Source organism: Bifidobacterium biavatii DSM 23969, from assembly GCF_000741165.1.
Classification (GTDB): Bacteria; Actinomycetota; Actinomycetes; order Actinomycetales; family Bifidobacteriaceae; genus Bifidobacterium; species Bifidobacterium biavatii.
In genome coordinates, this window is the sequence record NZ_JGYN01000021.1 from 19,118 (window position 1) to 36,324 (window position 17,207).

Here is a 17,207-nt window from a genome sequence, read left to right on the forward strand (position 1 = left end):
TTGAATTTGTATACTCGACCGCAATTAATTATCATGATCGACTATGCTAATTTGCCTCGCAGGTACCCCCCCCCCCCCCCAGACCGTATATGGGGCGGGAATATCTTTCACCACTAAGGCATTAGCGCCAATGACTGTATTGTTTGAGATCGTGATGCCACCAAGCACGGTAGTGTTGATGTTCAGTTGCACATTATCACCAATTGATGGAAATTTGTTATGCGCCTGACCGATAATCACTCCACTGGAAATGCTACAGTTCTCTCCCACTGTCGCATGACCATTGACAATGATGCGTGTACCATGCCAAATCTGCAATCCTTTCCCGAAGACGTTAGGAGAAATTTCACTACAGAGACTCCGGGAAACACGCCTGTACCGAATCTTCGCCACGAAAGATGCAATCCTATGAAAAACACTTTTATGAGCATTGTTGAGACGATACTCATAAATTCTGAGCAGTCTTTTCATACGATAAACCGGGTTCCTACGACGCATGAACGTCGCCTTTTCATTACCGTACTGCGCGACATAATCCGCGTTCAAATACTACCGCAAGTCCTGCCTAGTTACAATCATTATGCTCCCCTAATGACGCAATAATCACTGGCGTTTGCCATGCCTAGCATGTCGATGCTTGCTAAACCTCGACAGTAGTAGTCTGGCCGAGGGTAAAATCTCCAAAATCTGCAGCACGGCAATCATCACCCACAAACAGATGGAAATCATTATGTAATTCTTCGTCTGCGATGACATGACGAACGCCTGCGCGCCCAAAAGAATGAACGTGGGCACGGTGAACGCCCAATTCACTTTGATCTCCATGAACAAGCGCACTTCGAAGATTCGCATAACCAACATCACCAAATTACTGAGAATCATGGCATACGCGGCGCCCCGCAGCCCGTAAAAGGGGATAAACAACCACGTGCCTGCAACCACGATCGCAGCGGCCACACCGGTGGTGATCAATAAATATTGAGTCTTCATACCGGTCGTAAAAACTGTACCGTAGAATCCCGACAACACGCTGAAGCAAAAGGCAAACACCAACAGCGGAATTATCGGCCATGCCTGGAAAAACTTCTTTTGCAAAAGGAATGATGCCAACCATGGCGAAAGCATAATGACCGTACTGCCGACCACTGCCGTCAATGCTTTAAAAATAGCAAACACATTGGTGAAAAATCCGGAGATATTGGATTTGCGGTATTCTTGAAAGGCAGACAGACTCCAAGCCTGCCAGAAAATGGTAGAGACCATATTCATCAGATTTGGGATCTTACTCGCGGCCGCAAACAAGCCTGAAGCACCGATACCAAGCATGCTGGTGATGAAAAAACGGTTTACGCTGTTGCCGGCCCACCAAAACACGGCGTTGGGGACGAGCGGCAGCGAGAACATCAGCATCTTCCAAAGCAGAGACCTGTCACTCTTCAGCTTCGGGAGACCGATATAGCGGTAGAGCTTGCCGGCGAACAAATACTGAAGGGCTCCGATGCCACCGCCCAGAATGATCGAAATGAAATAGCCCTCGGTCTTGAAATGGAGGCCTCCGATGAAAATGAAAGCAGAAACGCCGGTGACCAATCCCGAGAAAATCGACGTACGAGTGATGAGCTTGACGTGGTTCAAACCACGCATCGTAGTTGAGAACAAACCGTTGAATGACCACGTGATGAAGTTCAGGAAGAACCAAAGCTTGTACTCGCCAAGACCACCGAACATGGGAAGATCGGTCAATGGCAACAGCACCCCGGCAATGAGACAGCTCAGAATCGTGATCCACGTTCCCAACGTGACGTACCGCTTGATGTTCCGCTCATCGTCCACTACATACCGCACGACCGCATCATTGATCGAACAGCTCGCGATGGGGCCTACCAACGAGATGATCGTATACGCCATATCCGTAATGCCGTATTGGGCATTCGTGAGATACGTGGTGTAAAGAGGTATCAGGATGAAGGTAATAAGCTTCGTGCTGATCGCGCTCAGCAGGAACAACCCCACATTGAGTAGAAGATTCTTGTACTTGTTCACAACTACCTCGATCAAGATCTTCCGGTAATCTCAGGCGAGCGCATTCTTCAGGAATTGTTCGGAATCCTGACGCATCCTGTCCAACAGACCGTCGACCGCAGCGTAATCGGCACCGGCGGGAACCATATCGCCATCATAATCGTCTCTGACGATATGGTCTTCGATCTCAAGTCGAGAAAGCAAATCAGACATCCGCGAGGTGCTTCTGTCTTTGCCAAACGTCAGGAAAGCCTTATGGAACAGCACGGAAAACACCGTCGCATGGAACGAATTCGAAATGACATATCGAGCCTTATCGATCAGCGCAAGGAACAGCTCGGGGGACATGCCATAACAGTTGATGGCACGTGAACGGTATCGAATCGGAATCTTCGAGGAATACACGATCGTCAGGCCTTCTTTCTGGGCGAGCCGGTCGACATAGTCGATCATCTTTTTGTTTGGCCAGAGCGTATATGCGAAGATGAACCCGGCGTTGCACACCGGCTTGGGCAGTTTGGACTCAATATTCCGGTAGACTGAGGCGTCCAGAAGCAACGTCGGATCGATGGCGACTTGAATGGGTTTGTCCGTCAATTGCTGGTATACGGGCACTGTGCTCTGTTCTCTGACAGAGATGGCGTGAAACCTGTCAAGGAGTCTGCCGAGTTCGTTCCTCGTCTTCTCATCGAAGAACCGGGGCTGGAACTGTGCTTGACTCAGGCTCGGCGCATAGGCAATCTTGCGCACGGAATCCGGCGCGAAACGCAGGAAGTAGCATCCGTCCAAACCTTGTGTACAATCCAAGTTCCAGATCTGATCGCTGCCGCAGATGACAGCGTCGAACTCATTTGAGTCCCTGGATAGCTCTTGTTCTGCATTCGGCCCCTCATAACGCCTTGTCAAATTGAGGTGCCGGCGCTGGAAGCTCTCGAAGGCGTGCTTCCTGCGGATATTACGAGGGAAGAACAGGATGTCGGAGCACAGATGCCGTAGATTGGTAGGGTGGAACAACTTGTATTGGTCGAAGTTTGGGGAGCGGTAGTCAATCACGGACACCGTGTTGCCTAGACGTTCCAGATACGTCTTTAGTGCGAAAGACTGCAGCACGGAGCCGTAGTTGTAGGCGCAGTGAAAGGTGATGGTTCCGATTTTCATGGTCACGTGCGATCCTTACTGTCGTGTCGCGATGGTCTGGGTAAATTCCCGGTAGAAGCCGTTTCGACGCGCTGATAGTGTTTTCGATTCGAATTGATGGGCGAAAGCGTAGTTCCTTTTCGCCTCTTCGCGACGCCATTGCGGCGTCGCGGCGCCCAACATGCATGTGATGGCGTGGACATCCCCGATGGGGAACACGCAAGACGAATCAAGCAGTTCGGGGATGCCACCAGCATTACTGCCGATCACCGGGCAACCCCTGCCCATGGCCTCAATCACAGAACGAGGTAGCCCCTCTTGCTTGCTGGGCTGGATGTATACATCAAGGTCGTCCAGCCAAGCGAAGACCTCCTCGTGGGTAAGAGGGCCGTTGAAGACAACATTGTCTTGGACACCGAGTTGCTTCGCCAAATCAGCTAAACGATGCGCATTGCCTTGACCCGCAAGACGATATACGAAGCACGAACGCCGTGATGGATCAAGTTCAGCGATCGCTCGGATTACATCCGCCTGACCTTTGTACCCCAAATCTACCCGTGCCAATGTACCGAGAATGAGCGTATCCCCATGCTGGGGGATATGCTTGATCCTGCTGTTCACAGCCTCGTCTCCAGCCAGCGAGATCTCGGCATCCGAGCATCCGATAGTATGACCCTTGCAGGGGTAGCGTCGTTGCAGGAACGAGGAGGTGACATAGAGGCAATACGGCGCGTCGTAAGTGGCGTAACGGGTGAGCGCCCACATGATAGGGGCTACGATTTTGCCGGCCATACCTTCGCTGCGGTAAGAATCCCACGGGCACGCCACGGATTCCACAAGATAGGGCTTGCGGAACTTTTTCGCGTAATGTACGGCGAGAGTGCCGATGCGGCTAGGGAGACGCGCAATCACACCGTCCGCGGAACGCACGGCTGCCGCGATGCGCTTGGCTGCTGGCACAATCTTCGCCAATTCGGAGGGAGCGATGCCGAGCACCGATACTTTCGGATTGGAAACCTCCGAGTACCTTTCCGGAACCTGCGAGGTCTGCGAGGCACGAAGGATGAACACCATATCGCCGAAGAGTTCCGTGTACCGCGAGGTAACAGCGTTCGAGAAACCTCCAGCCGTGTAGTACTTTCCCGCAACGACTTTAAGCGGGTGATCATGGGCGAAAACGATTGTCATGGCAGTTGTCTCTTTCGGATGCTCACGCCTGTTGCATAAGCGTAATCAGCTGCTGGCGTCGTGCCGTGCAGCGAGTTTTGTAATCATCAACCTTCTTCAACACCGCTTCCTCATTGTTGACAAGCTTGGAGAACCGGCTTTTCAGCGAATCCGATGAGATGTCACGGATCGAAAGCACATAATCGGACAAACCGATATCATGCATGATGCCAGTGGCCTTGTTACCCACATAGGAGATGGCGATGCTGGGCGTGCCCTCGCTGAGGCTGAAAACGACGGAATGGAACCGCGTTCCGACCGTATAGTCGCAGAAGCTATAGATCGCTTTGAGATCGCGACAGTTGAGATCCGGGTCGGAAATGAAACGATAATGCATTGGATTAAGATGCTGAATAATTTCGCGAATGCACGCACCATCATTTTCGTGGGCATTGACCGCCAAAGTGTGTTCGATAAACACTGGCATATAGCCACTAGCATAGAGCCATTCTGCGAACTCAATAAGTGACTCTTTATAGTGCACGTAATCCGCCTCGGGATTGTCTGAACCCGGGAAACGATAAGGACGGGCCGTTATCGCCACCCACTTGCGGTCGTTCGGCAGATCGTAGTGTTTCGCCACATCTTTCTTGCTCATGCGCTGCGAGCGCTTGAGATAGAACGCCAAATCAGGGAACAAGGGGATGCTGATGCCTAAATCCTTTCGGACCATCTCCTGAGAGAACTCCTCACGGGCAGTTACCAGCCTGCACTGTTTGAATAATGACCGCACGATGCTCTTGACGAACGGGCCTTTGAAGGGGCCAAAGGAATTCGGCATGATATAGACGGGGATACCCAGACTGATGGCAAGCTTCATATGAAATACCCAGAAGTAGGCGGAATAAGTGGAGGAAAGCCCACCGTAGGTCTGAATCAGACCACCGCCCTTCATAAAGACCGCCTTGGCTGACTTGATGGCATTAAACGACTCTCTGTTGCGCTTGCTGGACAATGCGAGTCCCACACCGCGAGTGATGGGGGAAAGCAGCATAAGGCTGCGCAGAAAATCACCGATCGCGACAATGCCCCATTTGATCTTCAGCGCCTTAGTGTACTCCATGTTCTGCTTGTTCTTGAACAGACGGGAAGGATGCTCCAAGACTGGGGCGATGCTGTCAAACCCTTGTCGACGCGTTTGGGCGACAGGCTCATTCGTCTCGGAAACAATGGCATACTTCCCGAAGAAACCAGCATCCTGCGCGACTTCCCTTGTCTCCCACGCCAGCGCTTGATCACCGCGGTTCAAATCCGAGCATCCGGGAACAATCACATAGGTGTCAGGCATGATGTAACTCCATATCCAATCTCACAGCGTGCAAGCTTCCTCAGCCTAGACTAGTATAGGGGGGTGTCCTTGCAGGATGGAGCCAGTGCATGCTGTAGGCCAGATGTATCCGGGTTCTGAGCCGACAGCGCTATTCGGGAAAGGGTGGGTATGCGTTTTTCCATCATCATGCCTATATACAACGTGGAACAGTATTTGGAGGAATGCGTCAACAGTGTCCTATCCCAAGATTTCATAGATTATGAGCTCATTCTCGTCGACGACGGGTCACCTGACGGTTGCCCGGTGATATGCGACCGCTATGCGAAACAGGACAAAAGAATTCGTGTCGTCCACCAGCGTAACGGAGGCCTGTCGGACGCCCGCAACACCGGGCTCAGCATGTGTAAGGGCGAATATGTAGTCTTCATCGACAGCGATGACGCCATGTGTAACGGTGTGCTGTCACATGTGAACAAAGCTATCGAATCGAATGGACGGCCGCAGATCGTTGTTGGGGAAATTGTGTACTGGCATGACGGTAAGGAGAAGAAAGCCGATCACCAATCATGCTGGAGTAACCAAGACGGACGTTCGTTCCTCGAGGTGTTGCAGGAATACGCCAAACAGGATGTCTATCTTCCTTGGAAGGCATATCAAAGCGTCTATCGGAAGGACTTCCTTCAATCGAATTCGTTGGAGTATAAGAAAGGATTGATCGGCGCGGAGGATTGTGACTTCTTCCTTCAGCTGGCGCCCAGAGTGTCATCCTTCCGATTTGTGGATTTCCCTCTTGTGAAGTACAGGATTATGCGTGAGGGGTCAGTCATCACCTCCCCCTCCTATTGTGCCGTAAAAGGGCAGCTCGAGGTGTTCGCGAACGCAGCACGTCACGCTGACATTTTCCCCGACGTAGCCTTAATGAGCCGGTATTTCGCTGAGAAATACGCAAATATCATCATTCTCATCAATCTTCTCAAAGGATCCGAGAAACGGGATTGCATGCGCATCGTCAAAGACAATATGGATCTGATGCAATACCTGACACGCACGCCCAAATACCGCGTGTCGCGTCTGGTATGGCGGACGTTTGGCATTGATTACGGCAACCGGTTGTTGTCTGGCTTGAAACGTCTGGGTCTATGATCATCTGAGGAGGGAAGAGAATACATGCGGAAGAAGCTGCTCATCATTCAAGAGGCGATGGGAGGCTGCGGACGAAACGTCGCAGACATCGTACGAGGCGTAGACCAGAGTCGTTTTGATGTGACGGTGATTTACGGTACATCCCGCATGGATGATTACTATCGTGACGCGATGCCCGAGATGATGGCCAAGGCCACCATGATTCCGTGCGCGCATCTGGTTCGTGAAATCAGTCCAAAACAGGAAATCAAAGCGTATCGGTTCATCAAATCCGTGATCAGGGACCTTCACCCGGACATCGTGCATTGCCATAGTTCCAAGGCCGGTATCATCGGCCGGGCCGCGGCGAAGAGTACGGGCGTGAAGAAGGTGTTCTACACACCGCATGCGTATTCCTTCCTCGCTCCGGAGTTCTCGGGGACCAAGCGTCGTGCATTCATCGCAATCGAGCGGTTCTTCAGTCGTCATATGACCACGCTGACGTTCAACGTGTCGCAAGGCGAGAAGCAAAGCGCATTGTCTCATAATCTGGACAGACCATCGAAGTTCAAGGTTATCTACAACGGCATCCCGGACATCGCGGTGCCGTCGCAAGAGGAATCGCGCAGCAAGCTGGGGCTGCCCCAGAACGTGCCCGTCGTCGGAGTCACCGCGCGTTTGGTGGATCAGAAAGACCCGATGACGTTCGCCCGCATTGCGAAAAAGGTCATTGTAAACAACCCTGATGTACATTTCGTATACATCGGCGACGGCCCGTATCATAATCGGGTGGCGGATTTCTGCCGGCAACACGGTATCGACGACCATGTCCATCTGCTCGGCTACCGCGCAGACGCCGAGCTGGTGGTTTCTGCCTTCGACGTATACCTGTTGACCTCACTGTATGAGGGGTTCCCTTATTCCCCGGTCGAGGCGCTACGCGCAGGCGTCCCGATCGTGGCGACTCGGACCACTGGCAACACCGAAATCGTGCGTCCCCATGGCAATGGTCTGATGTTCCCTGTGGGAGATGCCGACGCAGGGGCGAGAGCCGTTGAAACCGTGCTTGCGGATGCCTACGATCCGGACACCGTCAGAAAGACGTTCCTCGACAACTTCACCGTCGACACGATGCTCACCCGAATCCAAGAAGAATACCTGAGGTAAGGATGCCTGAGACGAATATGACACAGCAGCATGAGACCGCCCCACTGTTTTCCGTGGTGGCACCGGTTTACGGGGTAGAACAGTATCTGGACACATGTGTGGCGAGCATACTGGGACAGTCCTTCGACGATTTCGAACTCATTCTCGTCGATGACGGATCTCCGGATGATTGCCCGGCAAAATGCGATCGATGGGCGGCAAAAGACACCCGTGTCAGGGTCATCCACCAAACCAATAAGGGGCTTTCCGGCGCCCGCAACACCGGACTAGACGCAGCACGCGGCGAATTTGTTCTGTTCGTGGATTCGGATGATGCCATCGAAAACGATTTGCTCGAGTTATGCGCTCACGCCATTCATATGGATTCCACGGTGGATGTGGTGTATTTCGGATACACGGTCCCGGGCAGAGCGAGGAAATACGCCCTGCCCGCCAATCTGACCGATCACGCGAATCATAGGCGTGACGTACTGTGGAACATTGTCCGAGGCGTCATCCCATCGCACGCATGGCAATTCGTCGCGCAAAGGTCGCTATATCAAGGGATCACGTTCCCCGTTGGCCGCGTTGCGGAAGATGTGGCGGTGACCTATCGCGTCATATCCCGAGCCAACAAAGTGTACGCGCTCCCCGACTGCTTGTATCGATATCAAGTGCGAAGTGACTCAATCATCGGACGTTCTCAGGAGAAGCAGCTTTCCTATTACAAGGACGAGGTGACATCGTTCCGGGAGATGAGGGCCGCATTCCACGATGACAGAGAACTACTCATCGCCGCCGACATCAACATGCTCGACCATTTGTTCGCGCATTACATCTATGCGAACGATCGTGCTGTAGCGAGGTCCGTGGCCGCTCTTATTTCCGACGAATCGAAGTCTCTACGGAATGACGGAGTTCCTTTGACCTATAGGTGCAAGATGGTTCTGCTGGACGCAGGTGTCTTAGGCGCCTATTCGGCCATACGCAATATAGTAAAGTCCATAATCAAGGGAAAGTAGGAGGGCAAGTCCATCATGGGATTGAAGAATGTCATCAAAAGCATGTTGCCCGAGTCCTTCCTGATCTGGACAAGAAGGAAGCGGTCATTCCATACGCTCAGGCGGAATTATCTCGCGCAGGCGAAGCGCTTCTCCCGTTGGGAGGCCTACAACGGAGTACAAGAGATTGGTGGTGTGGAAGCACGCATGATCTTCTACACGCATCAACTGGAGAAGGGATTCACCTTCGACCACTACGGGTACGGGCGCGGCAAAGTGGCCTTGCAACATTTGTCTAGACTGTTCGGCGTCATGAAGCGGATCGACCCGCAATGGCACGCCAACGATATCTACCGGGAGGCTATAAGCGCGTTAGCTGAATACCGTGCCCGGCACCTCGACGCCGGCAAGGACATTACGTTCCTGCAGCACATGATGCCCTCCGACGTGTGGCAGGATATCGTCGTCGCACCGCGCGGCAACGGGTTCATGACCATCACCGCCGAGAGCAAAAGCCACAACAAAGAAATCGGTTTCGCCGAACTCGCCGAGCATCGTCATTCGGTCCGGTCGTTTCGTGAGGACGTTCCTATCACGCATGAACAGATCGAGGAGGCCGTGCATATCGCATTGCGCTCCCCCTCCGTGTGCAACAGACAACCAGCTCGCATCCGACTGTATACGAATCCCGATCTGGTATCACAAATCCTGAAACTCCAAGGCGGATTCGGCGGGTATGCATGCCCTCCCGGACTGCTGCTCATCACCGCCGATCTCCGCGCATTCATGAGCGAAAACGAACGCAATGAGGCATATGTCGATGGGGGCCTGTTCGGCATGTCCATGCTGTATGCGTTGGAGTACGAATCCATTGCTGCTTGCCCGCTCAACGCCATGTTCTATCGCGACGTCGAAGAGAAAACCAGACAGCTGCTGGGAATCCCGGATTATGAGGTCTTCATCATGTATATTGCAGTCGGGCATTTTCCTAATAAAACTTTTACCTGTACATCGCATAGGTTCACCATCAACAAGGTGTTCAAAGACTAAAATCGTCCCCATACACGGCTTATAAGAGGAAGAAGAATAATGAAGTTGTGTCTGCTGAGTGGCATTTCGTTGGTAGTTTCCATCTATTGCCTGTGCGTCAATACCAACGATATGTACGAGTACGTTTTCTTTCTTCCTCTACTGTACTCTGTCGTCAGCGCACTATTCTTCATTGGCATCAGTTCGAAACGCACCTACAGATTGAGCCTTCTGTACTATTTCTCGAACGCAGTTATTTTCATTCGTTACGTAGCAACCCCTTTTTTCACCGTGTATTCCGATGGATTAATCAAATGGGGGTGGGGACCTGATCCATCGTCAAAGGTCATGCTTCAGGCAATCGTATTGATGAGCATCGAAGAGATAACCGTCTTTGTAACCTTGTACATCGCGATTCGTCATTATTCACGCCATACACATGCGCTACCCCAGCAACGGGCCATAGACGCACGCGGTGAACATATAGGCATCATCGGCCTCTACGGTGTGTTGGCCTTTCTGCTCACCTTGGCAGTGAAACCCGTTCTCGTGCTTCCCGCGGACGTAAACTCTGACAATGTGCAAACCGTGGCTACCCGGCAAGCGGAGGACACCGCTGGCAGCGGCATTTTTGTTATTCTAGGCAACACTAGCAAAATTGTGCTATTCTGCGTGCTGCTCATCCTTTGTAAACGCGCATATGACCGATGGCGCAGCGGATTCTTTATCTTCTGCGCAATCGTTGTCGTCCTTGTCAATGTATACTTCAATATCAGTATCACACGCATACGCATGATTTTCGCGGCCGTAATCGGCCTGTACTTCCTAAGTCTCCTCTTCAAGCGCATTCCCAAAACTGCGTATATTCTTGCCGCCATTATCTGCATAGTCGGCTTCATCAATATATCTCTGTTCAAATTCTCATATGCATTGAATGGAACAAATAACATTCAATTGATGACTGCAACGATGACCGCACAATTCCAAGATTATTTCGCCGGCCCAAGGCTAGTAGGTCAAATGATCGATATGCATTCCACATATCATAGACAAATTAACCTATCTACTTTCTTCAATGACTTCTTAGGTAGCGTTCCTTTTGTCTCCAACTATGTCGACCAAACCAACAGAATCAATTACTATTTCAATAGCTATAACAACATAAATAATTCAACTCTAATTGCCCCGGTACTGGGAACGGGTTATGACTATTTCCCAGCTTTCCCGTTTTTCTTCACCATTATGTTTGAATTTTTCGTCATCAAATTCGATTCGTTGATGATCAGCACATCCAAGATATCCTATAGATATTTGTATGCGTATATGGGTTTTTGCTGCGCAATGTGCATGGGCTATAGCACACAAAATATCTTTGCCGTGTTTGCCAGTACTTTTATACCGTTGTTAGCTCTGTTAAAAATCAACGATTGGATCATACTCCGGTTTGCAAATACTACATATAATCCTGTACGTATATTAAATTCTTCGAAGGTTTGACCACTGAATGATATAGGTGCGGCAACTTTGTTGCATCCCACACTTGTCGGGCCTCCTTCTATCCATGCGATGGACGTATGATGAGAAGTATCGATAATGATACACCGAATCAAGGCGAGACTCGTGCTCAGGCTTTGCCATCAAAGGTTGTTGGCATCTGTTCAATGGCAAAAAATTTTGGAGGGTTGAGTGCCGGGTGTTATTCCGGTACTTTGGTTACTGCGGGACGGCACCTATGTGCGTGGTGTTGGACACCGCCGGTGTCGTCCTTGTTTGCTGTGGCTTGTTGATGGTTCCTTGCCGGTGGCGTGTTCGCGCATGTTTCAGTCGCCGATTTCTATCCAAGTGGTGTTGTGCACAATCCTGTCCATAATGGCATCGGCGTGGGTGCCGCCGCCGAGTCGCTGGTGCCAATCCTTCTAGGGGTATTGGGCGGCAAACAGGGTGCTCTGCCGGTGTCATGGCGTCGTTCCATAAGCTCGAACAGAAAGGCGCGGAAGCGCTCCCCTCGGGCGGGTCGAACAACCATTCGTCGAGCGCAAGGACCGCATACGCGCTGTATCGTTTGAGCAGTTTCGAGCGTCCATGGGGCCCGTCAGCCTGACGCCATTCCTCCTCGAGGTCGGGGATGCGGGTGTAGCGGGCGCGGTACCGGTTGCGGCACGCCTGTCGGGCCAGGGCGCAGATGATCCAGTTTTTGCCGGTGATCACACACCTGATGAAACCGCACGTCCTTTACACACCCCAATCAGGAAAGACAGCTTTACCAACGAACCACGTCGCCCGAATCTCAGATATCTTTTATGAATATGATTTTTGCTATAGTTTTTCAAAGTACAGTTTGAAAACATCGTCGTTCATGCTATAATTCATAATATGAATGTGAGAATTACCGCAAACACGGTCGAACGTACAACATACTTGAACTGGATCGAATCCCTCCGGGACAAGCACGTCATCAAAGTCGTCACCGGGGTGCGCCGCAGCGGCAAGAGCACGCTGCTCAAACTTTATCGGCAACGACTTGTCGCTCAAGGAATACCGGAACAACGAATCATCACCGTCGATCTGGACCTCTTCGAGAACGAAGAACTGAGAGAGAAACATGCGCTCCACCAATACGTGCTCTCTCGCATGCAGCCCGACGGCATGAACTACATCTTCATCGACGAGGCGCAACGATGCCCCGGGTTCGAAGACGCCGTGGAAAGCTTGTACGCGCGCGACTTCACCGACGTATACGTAACCGGCTCAAATGCACACATGCTGTCGTCCGAACTGGCAACGCTATTATCCGGACGATTCATGACCATACCGGTCCTCCCCCTATCATTCGCGGAATTCAGTCTGGCATCAACCGAACCGGACACTCAGAGAAGGTTCTACCAATACCTCGAATGGGGAGGCTTCCCAGAAATGCTCCATTTCGCGGATAACCCGCAATCCATGTCAAGCTATCTTGAGGGCGTATACAACACGGTACTGGTCAATGACGTGTCGGAACGTCACGCAATCCGCGACATGACCGCGCTCAAGCGCATCTCCAGATACATGTTCGCCCACGCCGGTTCCCTCGTTTCCGCCAATAAAATACAAGGAGCGCTCACATCAGCCGGACACAAGATCTCGCAACCCACCGTTGACAACTATATTGACTACCTGACGGACGGCATGCTGTTCTATGAGGCGCAACGATACAACCTCAAAGGCAAGGACTATCTCAAATCATTGGCCAAGTATTACGCGGTCGACACGGGATTACGCAATTACGTCACCGGGTACCGATCCGAAGACATCGGTCACATGGTGGAAAACATCGTATACCTAGAACTGATCAGACGCCGATATCCCGTCCTCGTCGGCAACATCGAAGGACGGGAGGTTGATTTCGTCGTCAAAGAACAATACGCCAATGCCTACATTCAAGTAGCCCTGACCATCCACGACGCGGAGACATTGAACAGGGAAACCGCCTCATTGCGGGCCATCGGAGGATACGAACCGCGATATATCTTCGCACTGGACACGCCGGCAACCTCAAGTGAAGACGGCATCCGATACGTCAACATCATCGACTGGCTGCTCGGAAAAGACACGGTACTTCCCTAGTGCTTTGTCAGTGCGCAAGGCGCAATGATGCGCCTTGCGCACATTTTCGAGCATCATCATCAAGATTCACAATCCATAGAAACGGAAAGATTCCAGACCAAAAAGCAAGCTCAGTCGGTGCGGCCTTCGATCTGCGGAGTCTGACGGAGGGTGGGCGGTGTGCTTACGCCGGGAGCCGTTTGGACGTGGGCGGTGATTTCGAGGGATTCGCCGGGGCTGAGCAGGAAGGTCTTGAGGCCGAGCGTCAGCCCGTCGTGCACGGCGATGCCGTCCAGCTTGCTGCCGTCGCTCAGCTTCCAATCGACCAGACGGCCGCCGGCGGGCGCGTACAGGAACATCGCGGTCTTGATCTGACCGTTCGCAATGCCCTCCAGCTGGTCGCCGAGCACGTACTGCGGCGTGGACGCAACCTCGTCGGCTGTCATCATGTTGGTCACCTTGATGTGCACCGTATACTGGTTCGCACCGTTCTCGGCCGTCTTGTCGAACTCGGTGGAAATCTCGCGCTTCAGGTACCAGTCCATCTTCGACTGCGTGATATCCGAGAAGTAGACGCCCACCTGCGGATCGGTGGCCTTGGTGACCAGATTGCCGGAAATCGGCGTCTCCTCAAGCAGCTTCTGCTCGTCCGCATTAGCACTCCACACCAGCATGTGGCCGTTCGTCACGGACGTGGTGATCGCCTTCATGAACGCCTTCGGCTCGCCCGACTGCTCCATGATGTGTTTGAACGCGCTCGCCGCGGCCGCGCTGAAGTACTCGTCCTGATTGCTCACTTCCTGATGCGCGTACACGTCGCTCAACAGGAACTTCGCGGCGTTCGTACCGTCGATCGTGGTACCGTCCTCCAACGTCACGCCGCCGGTAACAGTCAGCATGTTCTGCAGGAACACCGGGTCGATCGCGATCACGCCGTCGATCTTGGTCTTATACGTATTCGTCCACAACGCACTGGCGATCTCGCCAGTACGCGGAAAATCGGGGGTGAAGTTCACATCCTGCGGCACGCGGCCAAGCTTGTTCGTGAACAGCGTTGTTTCCTCGCCGGTCAGCGGCACAATCGGCGTGGCTGGAGTCTTCACCGTCGACTCGGCGACGAACTCGTGCATGTCGACCTTGCCGTTCGTGATCGTCATCGTACCCCACGAACCGGGCATGCCGCCCGTCGGGCGAATCTCCGCGTTCGTCTGGGCGAGGATCAGGTACGTGCGGGTCTGGCCGTCCATGGCGAGCATTTTCGGGGCGAGCTGGGCGAACACGGACGCGTTGTGCACCGTGTCGCCGATCTTGTCGAGATAGTCCTTGGCCTTGCCGATCGCGTCGGTCACCTGCTGGATATGCGTCGTGGGCACGGCGGCGAGCGAATGGTTCGCGTTCGTGATCACCGTGTCAGCCTGCTTGAGACTGTCGGCGGCCTTGTCCACGCCGGGCACGCTGATCGTGCCGTTCGAGACGCTGATACTGTCGAGATTCATGGTGGACAGCGCATCGCTCAACGCGGGCAAGCCCTGCGAGGAAATGTTCTCGAGCGCGGTGACCGCAGTGCGCACGGCGGAAATGTCGTTGCCATAGTACGGGGTGCGCGCGGCGACGGCCCACAACACGGAGCTGGTCTCGCCGTATGCCTTACCGACGTGCACGGAGAACTGGTCGATCGTCTTGTCGAGCGTGGACGTGTCGCCGCCGCTCAGCGAATCCTGCAGTCCGGTCGCAACCGACACGGCCTGCTGGATCTCGTTCTTTGTCTTCATCGCGGACACACCGAACCATACGGCGATGCCGGCGAGCGCGAGCAGCACGATCAGCAGGCCAATCAGGATGCGCTTGATGCGGCGGCGGCGCTTGATGCGGCGAATGTGCTGCGGGCTCATGCGACGGCGGTGATGATGCGGCTGCTGGACCGGCGACTCGACTCCCCCGTTGCCACCGTCGGCCGCGCTGCCGTTGGCGTTCTCATCGGTCATGAACGTGAACTCGTCGTCGGCCACCGGTCGATCACCATTCCTTCCGTAGACGGGCTTCGTTTGCACGCCTCACACTCCGTGCGAAACGAAACCCCCTCCACCACACAAAACCGGGTTTCAGTGTAGTAGAGGGGGGTGATCGCAGTGGGCTCTAGGAGGTGCCGAATCCTACTATCATTCGGATTCTTGTCATTCAACAATTCGGATTTTTGTCATTCCGCTATTCGGATTCTTGTTATCATAGTATTCGGATTCTTGTACGCACTCACTCAAATACAGAAAAGGCGTCTATATGAACAGTTCAAATGCACATGACATCACCCCGCTTGGATACCGTCCTCGTATCGTTGACGCGCAGATCGAGCGTTATCAGCGTATTTTCGGAGCGGTTGAAATCGCGGGAACGAAATGGTGCGGCAAAACGTGGTCCGCGCGAGCGCATGCAGCAAGTATCACGTATGTGGATCGCAGCAACAACATATCCGTCGCCAAGGCCGATCCTTCGCTGATGCTAATCGGCGACCGTCCGCATGTAGTGGATGAATGGCAGCTGGTGCCGGCAATCTGGGACGAAGTCCGCCATCGCGTTGATGACGAACCGGGCAGCAAAGGACAGTGGCTGTTGACTGGATCATCCACCCCACGCAAGCAGGACATGCCCCAACACAGCGGGGCCGGGCGCATAGGCCGCATCCGTATGAGTCCAATGAGCTTGTATGAGTCGGGAATTTCTTCAGGGATAGTCAGCCTGCACGGACTGTTCGAACACCAATTCGATCCCGCGCAAACCACGGTCGAAACACAAACTCTGCTCGAGGCTGTATGCCGAGGCGGATGGCCGGAAGCCTACGACATAACGGTTTCGGACGCGCAAATACTTATCCGCGAATATATCCGCCTCACTATAACCGAAAGCGTCAGTCGACTCGGCAAAAACCCGGATGTCGCAAGAAGACTCGCGAACTCGCTGGCCCGCAACATCAGCCAATCCGCCACGTTCCGGACGCTGCGCAAAGACATGTACGGAATGGAGGAGAATCCCGACAACTTCGTTTCGGAACGAATCGTCTCCGAATACGCAAACATGTTTGAGGACATGTTCCTTATCGATCCGATCAAAGGATGGGTACCGCCAGCACGAGACCCAAAGCGACTGCAGACCAAACCCCATCGGTATTTCGCCGATCCATCCATCGCGGCAGCCATTCTGGGCATGAATCCAAAGGCATTGATCGATGACTGGCAGACATTCGGCTTCCTGTTCGAAAACCTATGTATCCGAGACCTTTTGGTCTATGCACGAGCGCTGCCAGATATCGGCATGGAACCCGTACGATACTACCATGACGATTCCGGCTTGGAATGCGACGCAATCATCGAACTTGCCGACGGCAGATGGGCTGGGATCGAGATTAAATCCAGCGCAGACAAGGTCCCCGAAGCCAGCGCCAACCTGCTGCGGCTGCGCAACAAGCTGTTGAAAAACCCCGGGGCAAGAACCAGAACACCTGAATTTCTCGCCGTTCTGGTAGGCATTGGAAACTTCGCGTACCAACGAGAAGACGGAATCTACGTGATCCCGATCGGCACGCTCGGGGTATAACCAAATACTCCGGGATTATAGAGACCGACGGAACCAGCAACGAATATCTCCGCCCTGACTGGTCTCTGAATAAGCATCAG

General features: G+C 53.1%; 14 protein-coding genes. 7 read left to right on the forward strand and 7 right to left on the reverse strand.

Annotated features, from left to right (window positions below; genetic code table 11):
• Window positions 1-24: 24 nt before the first annotated feature.
• From BBIA_RS15110 to BBIA_RS07895, 5 genes are all read right to left on the reverse strand, one after another.
• Window positions 25-498 carry a hypothetical protein gene (locus BBIA_RS15110; RefSeq protein ID WP_081892163.1) on the reverse strand — a complete coding sequence of 158 codons (474 nt, stop codon included), beginning with the start codon at window positions 496-498 and terminating at the stop codon, window positions 25-27.
• 105 nt (window positions 499-603) lie between these two features.
• Window positions 604-2,043, reverse strand: coding sequence for a lipopolysaccharide biosynthesis protein (locus BBIA_RS07880; protein ID WP_033494521.1), 1,440 nt, complete (start codon window positions 2,041-2,043; stop codon window positions 604-606).
• Between the two features lie 30 nt (window positions 2,044-2,073).
• Window positions 2,074-3,180 (reverse strand): polysaccharide pyruvyl transferase family protein, encoded by a 1,107-nt coding sequence (locus BBIA_RS07885; RefSeq protein ID WP_033494522.1) that lies wholly within the window; start codon window positions 3,178-3,180, stop codon window positions 2,074-2,076.
• A gap of 15 nt (window positions 3,181-3,195) precedes the next feature.
• Window positions 3,196-4,347, reverse strand: coding sequence for a glycosyltransferase (locus tag BBIA_RS07890; RefSeq protein WP_033494523.1), 1,152 nt, complete (start codon window positions 4,345-4,347; stop codon window positions 3,196-3,198).
• 22 nt (window positions 4,348-4,369) lie between these two features.
• Entirely contained in the window at window positions 4,370-5,674 is a 1,305-nt protein-coding gene (locus BBIA_RS07895; RefSeq protein ID WP_033494524.1) for a polysaccharide pyruvyl transferase family protein, read from the reverse strand.
• Between the two features lie 150 nt (window positions 5,675-5,824).
• On the opposite strand from BBIA_RS07895, the gene BBIA_RS13415 reads away from it, so the two are divergent.
• The 5 genes from BBIA_RS13415 to BBIA_RS07920 all read left to right on the forward strand — a co-directional run bounded on the left by BBIA_RS13415 (window position 5,825) and on the right by BBIA_RS07920 (window position 11,451).
• Window positions 5,825-6,799 (forward strand): glycosyltransferase family 2 protein, encoded by a 975-nt coding sequence (locus BBIA_RS13415; RefSeq protein WP_051923903.1) that lies wholly within the window; start codon window positions 5,825-5,827, stop codon window positions 6,797-6,799.
• A gap of 24 nt (window positions 6,800-6,823) precedes the next feature.
• Window positions 6,824-7,945: a glycosyltransferase gene (locus tag BBIA_RS07905; RefSeq protein WP_033494525.1), complete on the forward strand. Its 1,122-nt coding sequence runs from the start codon at window positions 6,824-6,826 to the stop codon at window positions 7,943-7,945.
• 17 nt (window positions 7,946-7,962) lie between these two features.
• Window positions 7,963-8,946, forward strand: a complete 984-nt coding sequence (locus tag BBIA_RS07910; protein ID WP_051923904.1) for a glycosyltransferase family 2 protein — start codon at window positions 7,963-7,965, stop codon at window positions 8,944-8,946.
• Between the two features lie 15 nt (window positions 8,947-8,961).
• The gene (locus BBIA_RS07915) at window positions 8,962-9,975 is read left to right on the forward strand and encodes a nitroreductase family protein (RefSeq protein WP_051923905.1); all 1,014 of its coding nucleotides are present in this window, start codon (window positions 8,962-8,964) and stop codon (window positions 9,973-9,975) included.
• A gap of 348 nt (window positions 9,976-10,323) precedes the next feature.
• Complete coding sequence (locus tag BBIA_RS07920) at window positions 10,324-11,451, forward strand: hypothetical protein (RefSeq protein WP_152600585.1); 1,128 nt, start codon at window positions 10,324-10,326, stop codon at window positions 11,449-11,451.
• 216 nt (window positions 11,452-11,667) lie between these two features.
• Here the strand turns inward: BBIA_RS07920 and BBIA_RS15245 are convergent, their stop codons facing one another.
• The gene (locus BBIA_RS15245) at window positions 11,668-12,162 is read right to left on the reverse strand and encodes an ATP-binding protein (RefSeq protein ID WP_420796693.1); all 495 of its coding nucleotides are present in this window, start codon (window positions 12,160-12,162) and stop codon (window positions 11,668-11,670) included.
• Between the two features lie 210 nt (window positions 12,163-12,372).
• On the opposite strand from BBIA_RS15245, the gene BBIA_RS07925 reads away from it, so the two are divergent.
• A complete protein-coding gene (locus BBIA_RS07925) occupies window positions 12,373-13,560 on the forward strand; it encodes an ATP-binding protein (RefSeq protein WP_051923906.1) in 1,188 nt (395 codons plus the stop codon).
• 110 nt (window positions 13,561-13,670) lie between these two features.
• Here the strand turns inward: BBIA_RS07925 and BBIA_RS07930 are convergent, their stop codons facing one another.
• Window positions 13,671-15,590 carry a DUF4012 domain-containing protein gene (locus tag BBIA_RS07930; protein ID WP_152600586.1) on the reverse strand — a complete coding sequence of 640 codons (1,920 nt, stop codon included), beginning with the start codon at window positions 15,588-15,590 and terminating at the stop codon, window positions 13,671-13,673.
• 226 nt (window positions 15,591-15,816) lie between these two features.
• Here BBIA_RS07930 and BBIA_RS07935 point away from each other — a divergent pair, with 226 nt between their 5' ends.
• The gene (locus BBIA_RS07935) at window positions 15,817-17,127 is read left to right on the forward strand and encodes an ATP-binding protein (RefSeq protein ID WP_033494528.1); all 1,311 of its coding nucleotides are present in this window, start codon (window positions 15,817-15,819) and stop codon (window positions 17,125-17,127) included.
• Window positions 17,128-17,207 lie beyond the last annotated feature (80 nt).

Excerpts from the sequence above, each read along its gene's own strand:
- BBIA_RS07890 (WP_033494523.1), bottom strand. The coding sequence starts at position 4,347 with ATGACAATCGTTTTCGCCCATGATCACCCGCTTAAAGTCGTTGCGGGA.
- BBIA_RS07915 (WP_051923905.1), top strand. The coding sequence starts at position 8,962 with ATGGGATTGAAGAATGTCATCAAAAGCATGTTGCCCGAGTCCTTCCTG.
- BBIA_RS07895 (WP_033494524.1), bottom strand. The coding sequence starts at position 5,674 with ATGCCTGACACCTATGTGATTGTTCCCGGATGCTCGGATTTGAACCGC.
- BBIA_RS15110 (WP_081892163.1), bottom strand. The coding sequence starts at position 498 with ATGCGTCGTAGGAACCCGGTTTATCGTATGAAAAGACTGCTCAGAATT.
- BBIA_RS13415 (WP_051923903.1), top strand. The coding sequence starts at position 5,825 with ATGCGTTTTTCCATCATCATGCCTATATACAACGTGGAACAGTATTTG.
- BBIA_RS07935 (WP_033494528.1), top strand. The coding sequence starts at position 15,817 with ATGAACAGTTCAAATGCACATGACATCACCCCGCTTGGATACCGTCCT.
- BBIA_RS07910 (WP_051923904.1), top strand. The coding sequence starts at position 7,963 with ATGACACAGCAGCATGAGACCGCCCCACTGTTTTCCGTGGTGGCACCG.
- BBIA_RS07905 (WP_033494525.1), top strand. The coding sequence starts at position 6,824 with ATGCGGAAGAAGCTGCTCATCATTCAAGAGGCGATGGGAGGCTGCGGA.
- BBIA_RS07885 (WP_033494522.1), bottom strand. The coding sequence starts at position 3,180 with ATGAAAATCGGAACCATCACCTTTCACTGCGCCTACAACTACGGCTCC.
- BBIA_RS07920 (WP_152600585.1), top strand. The coding sequence starts at position 10,324 with ATGAGCATCGAAGAGATAACCGTCTTTGTAACCTTGTACATCGCGATT.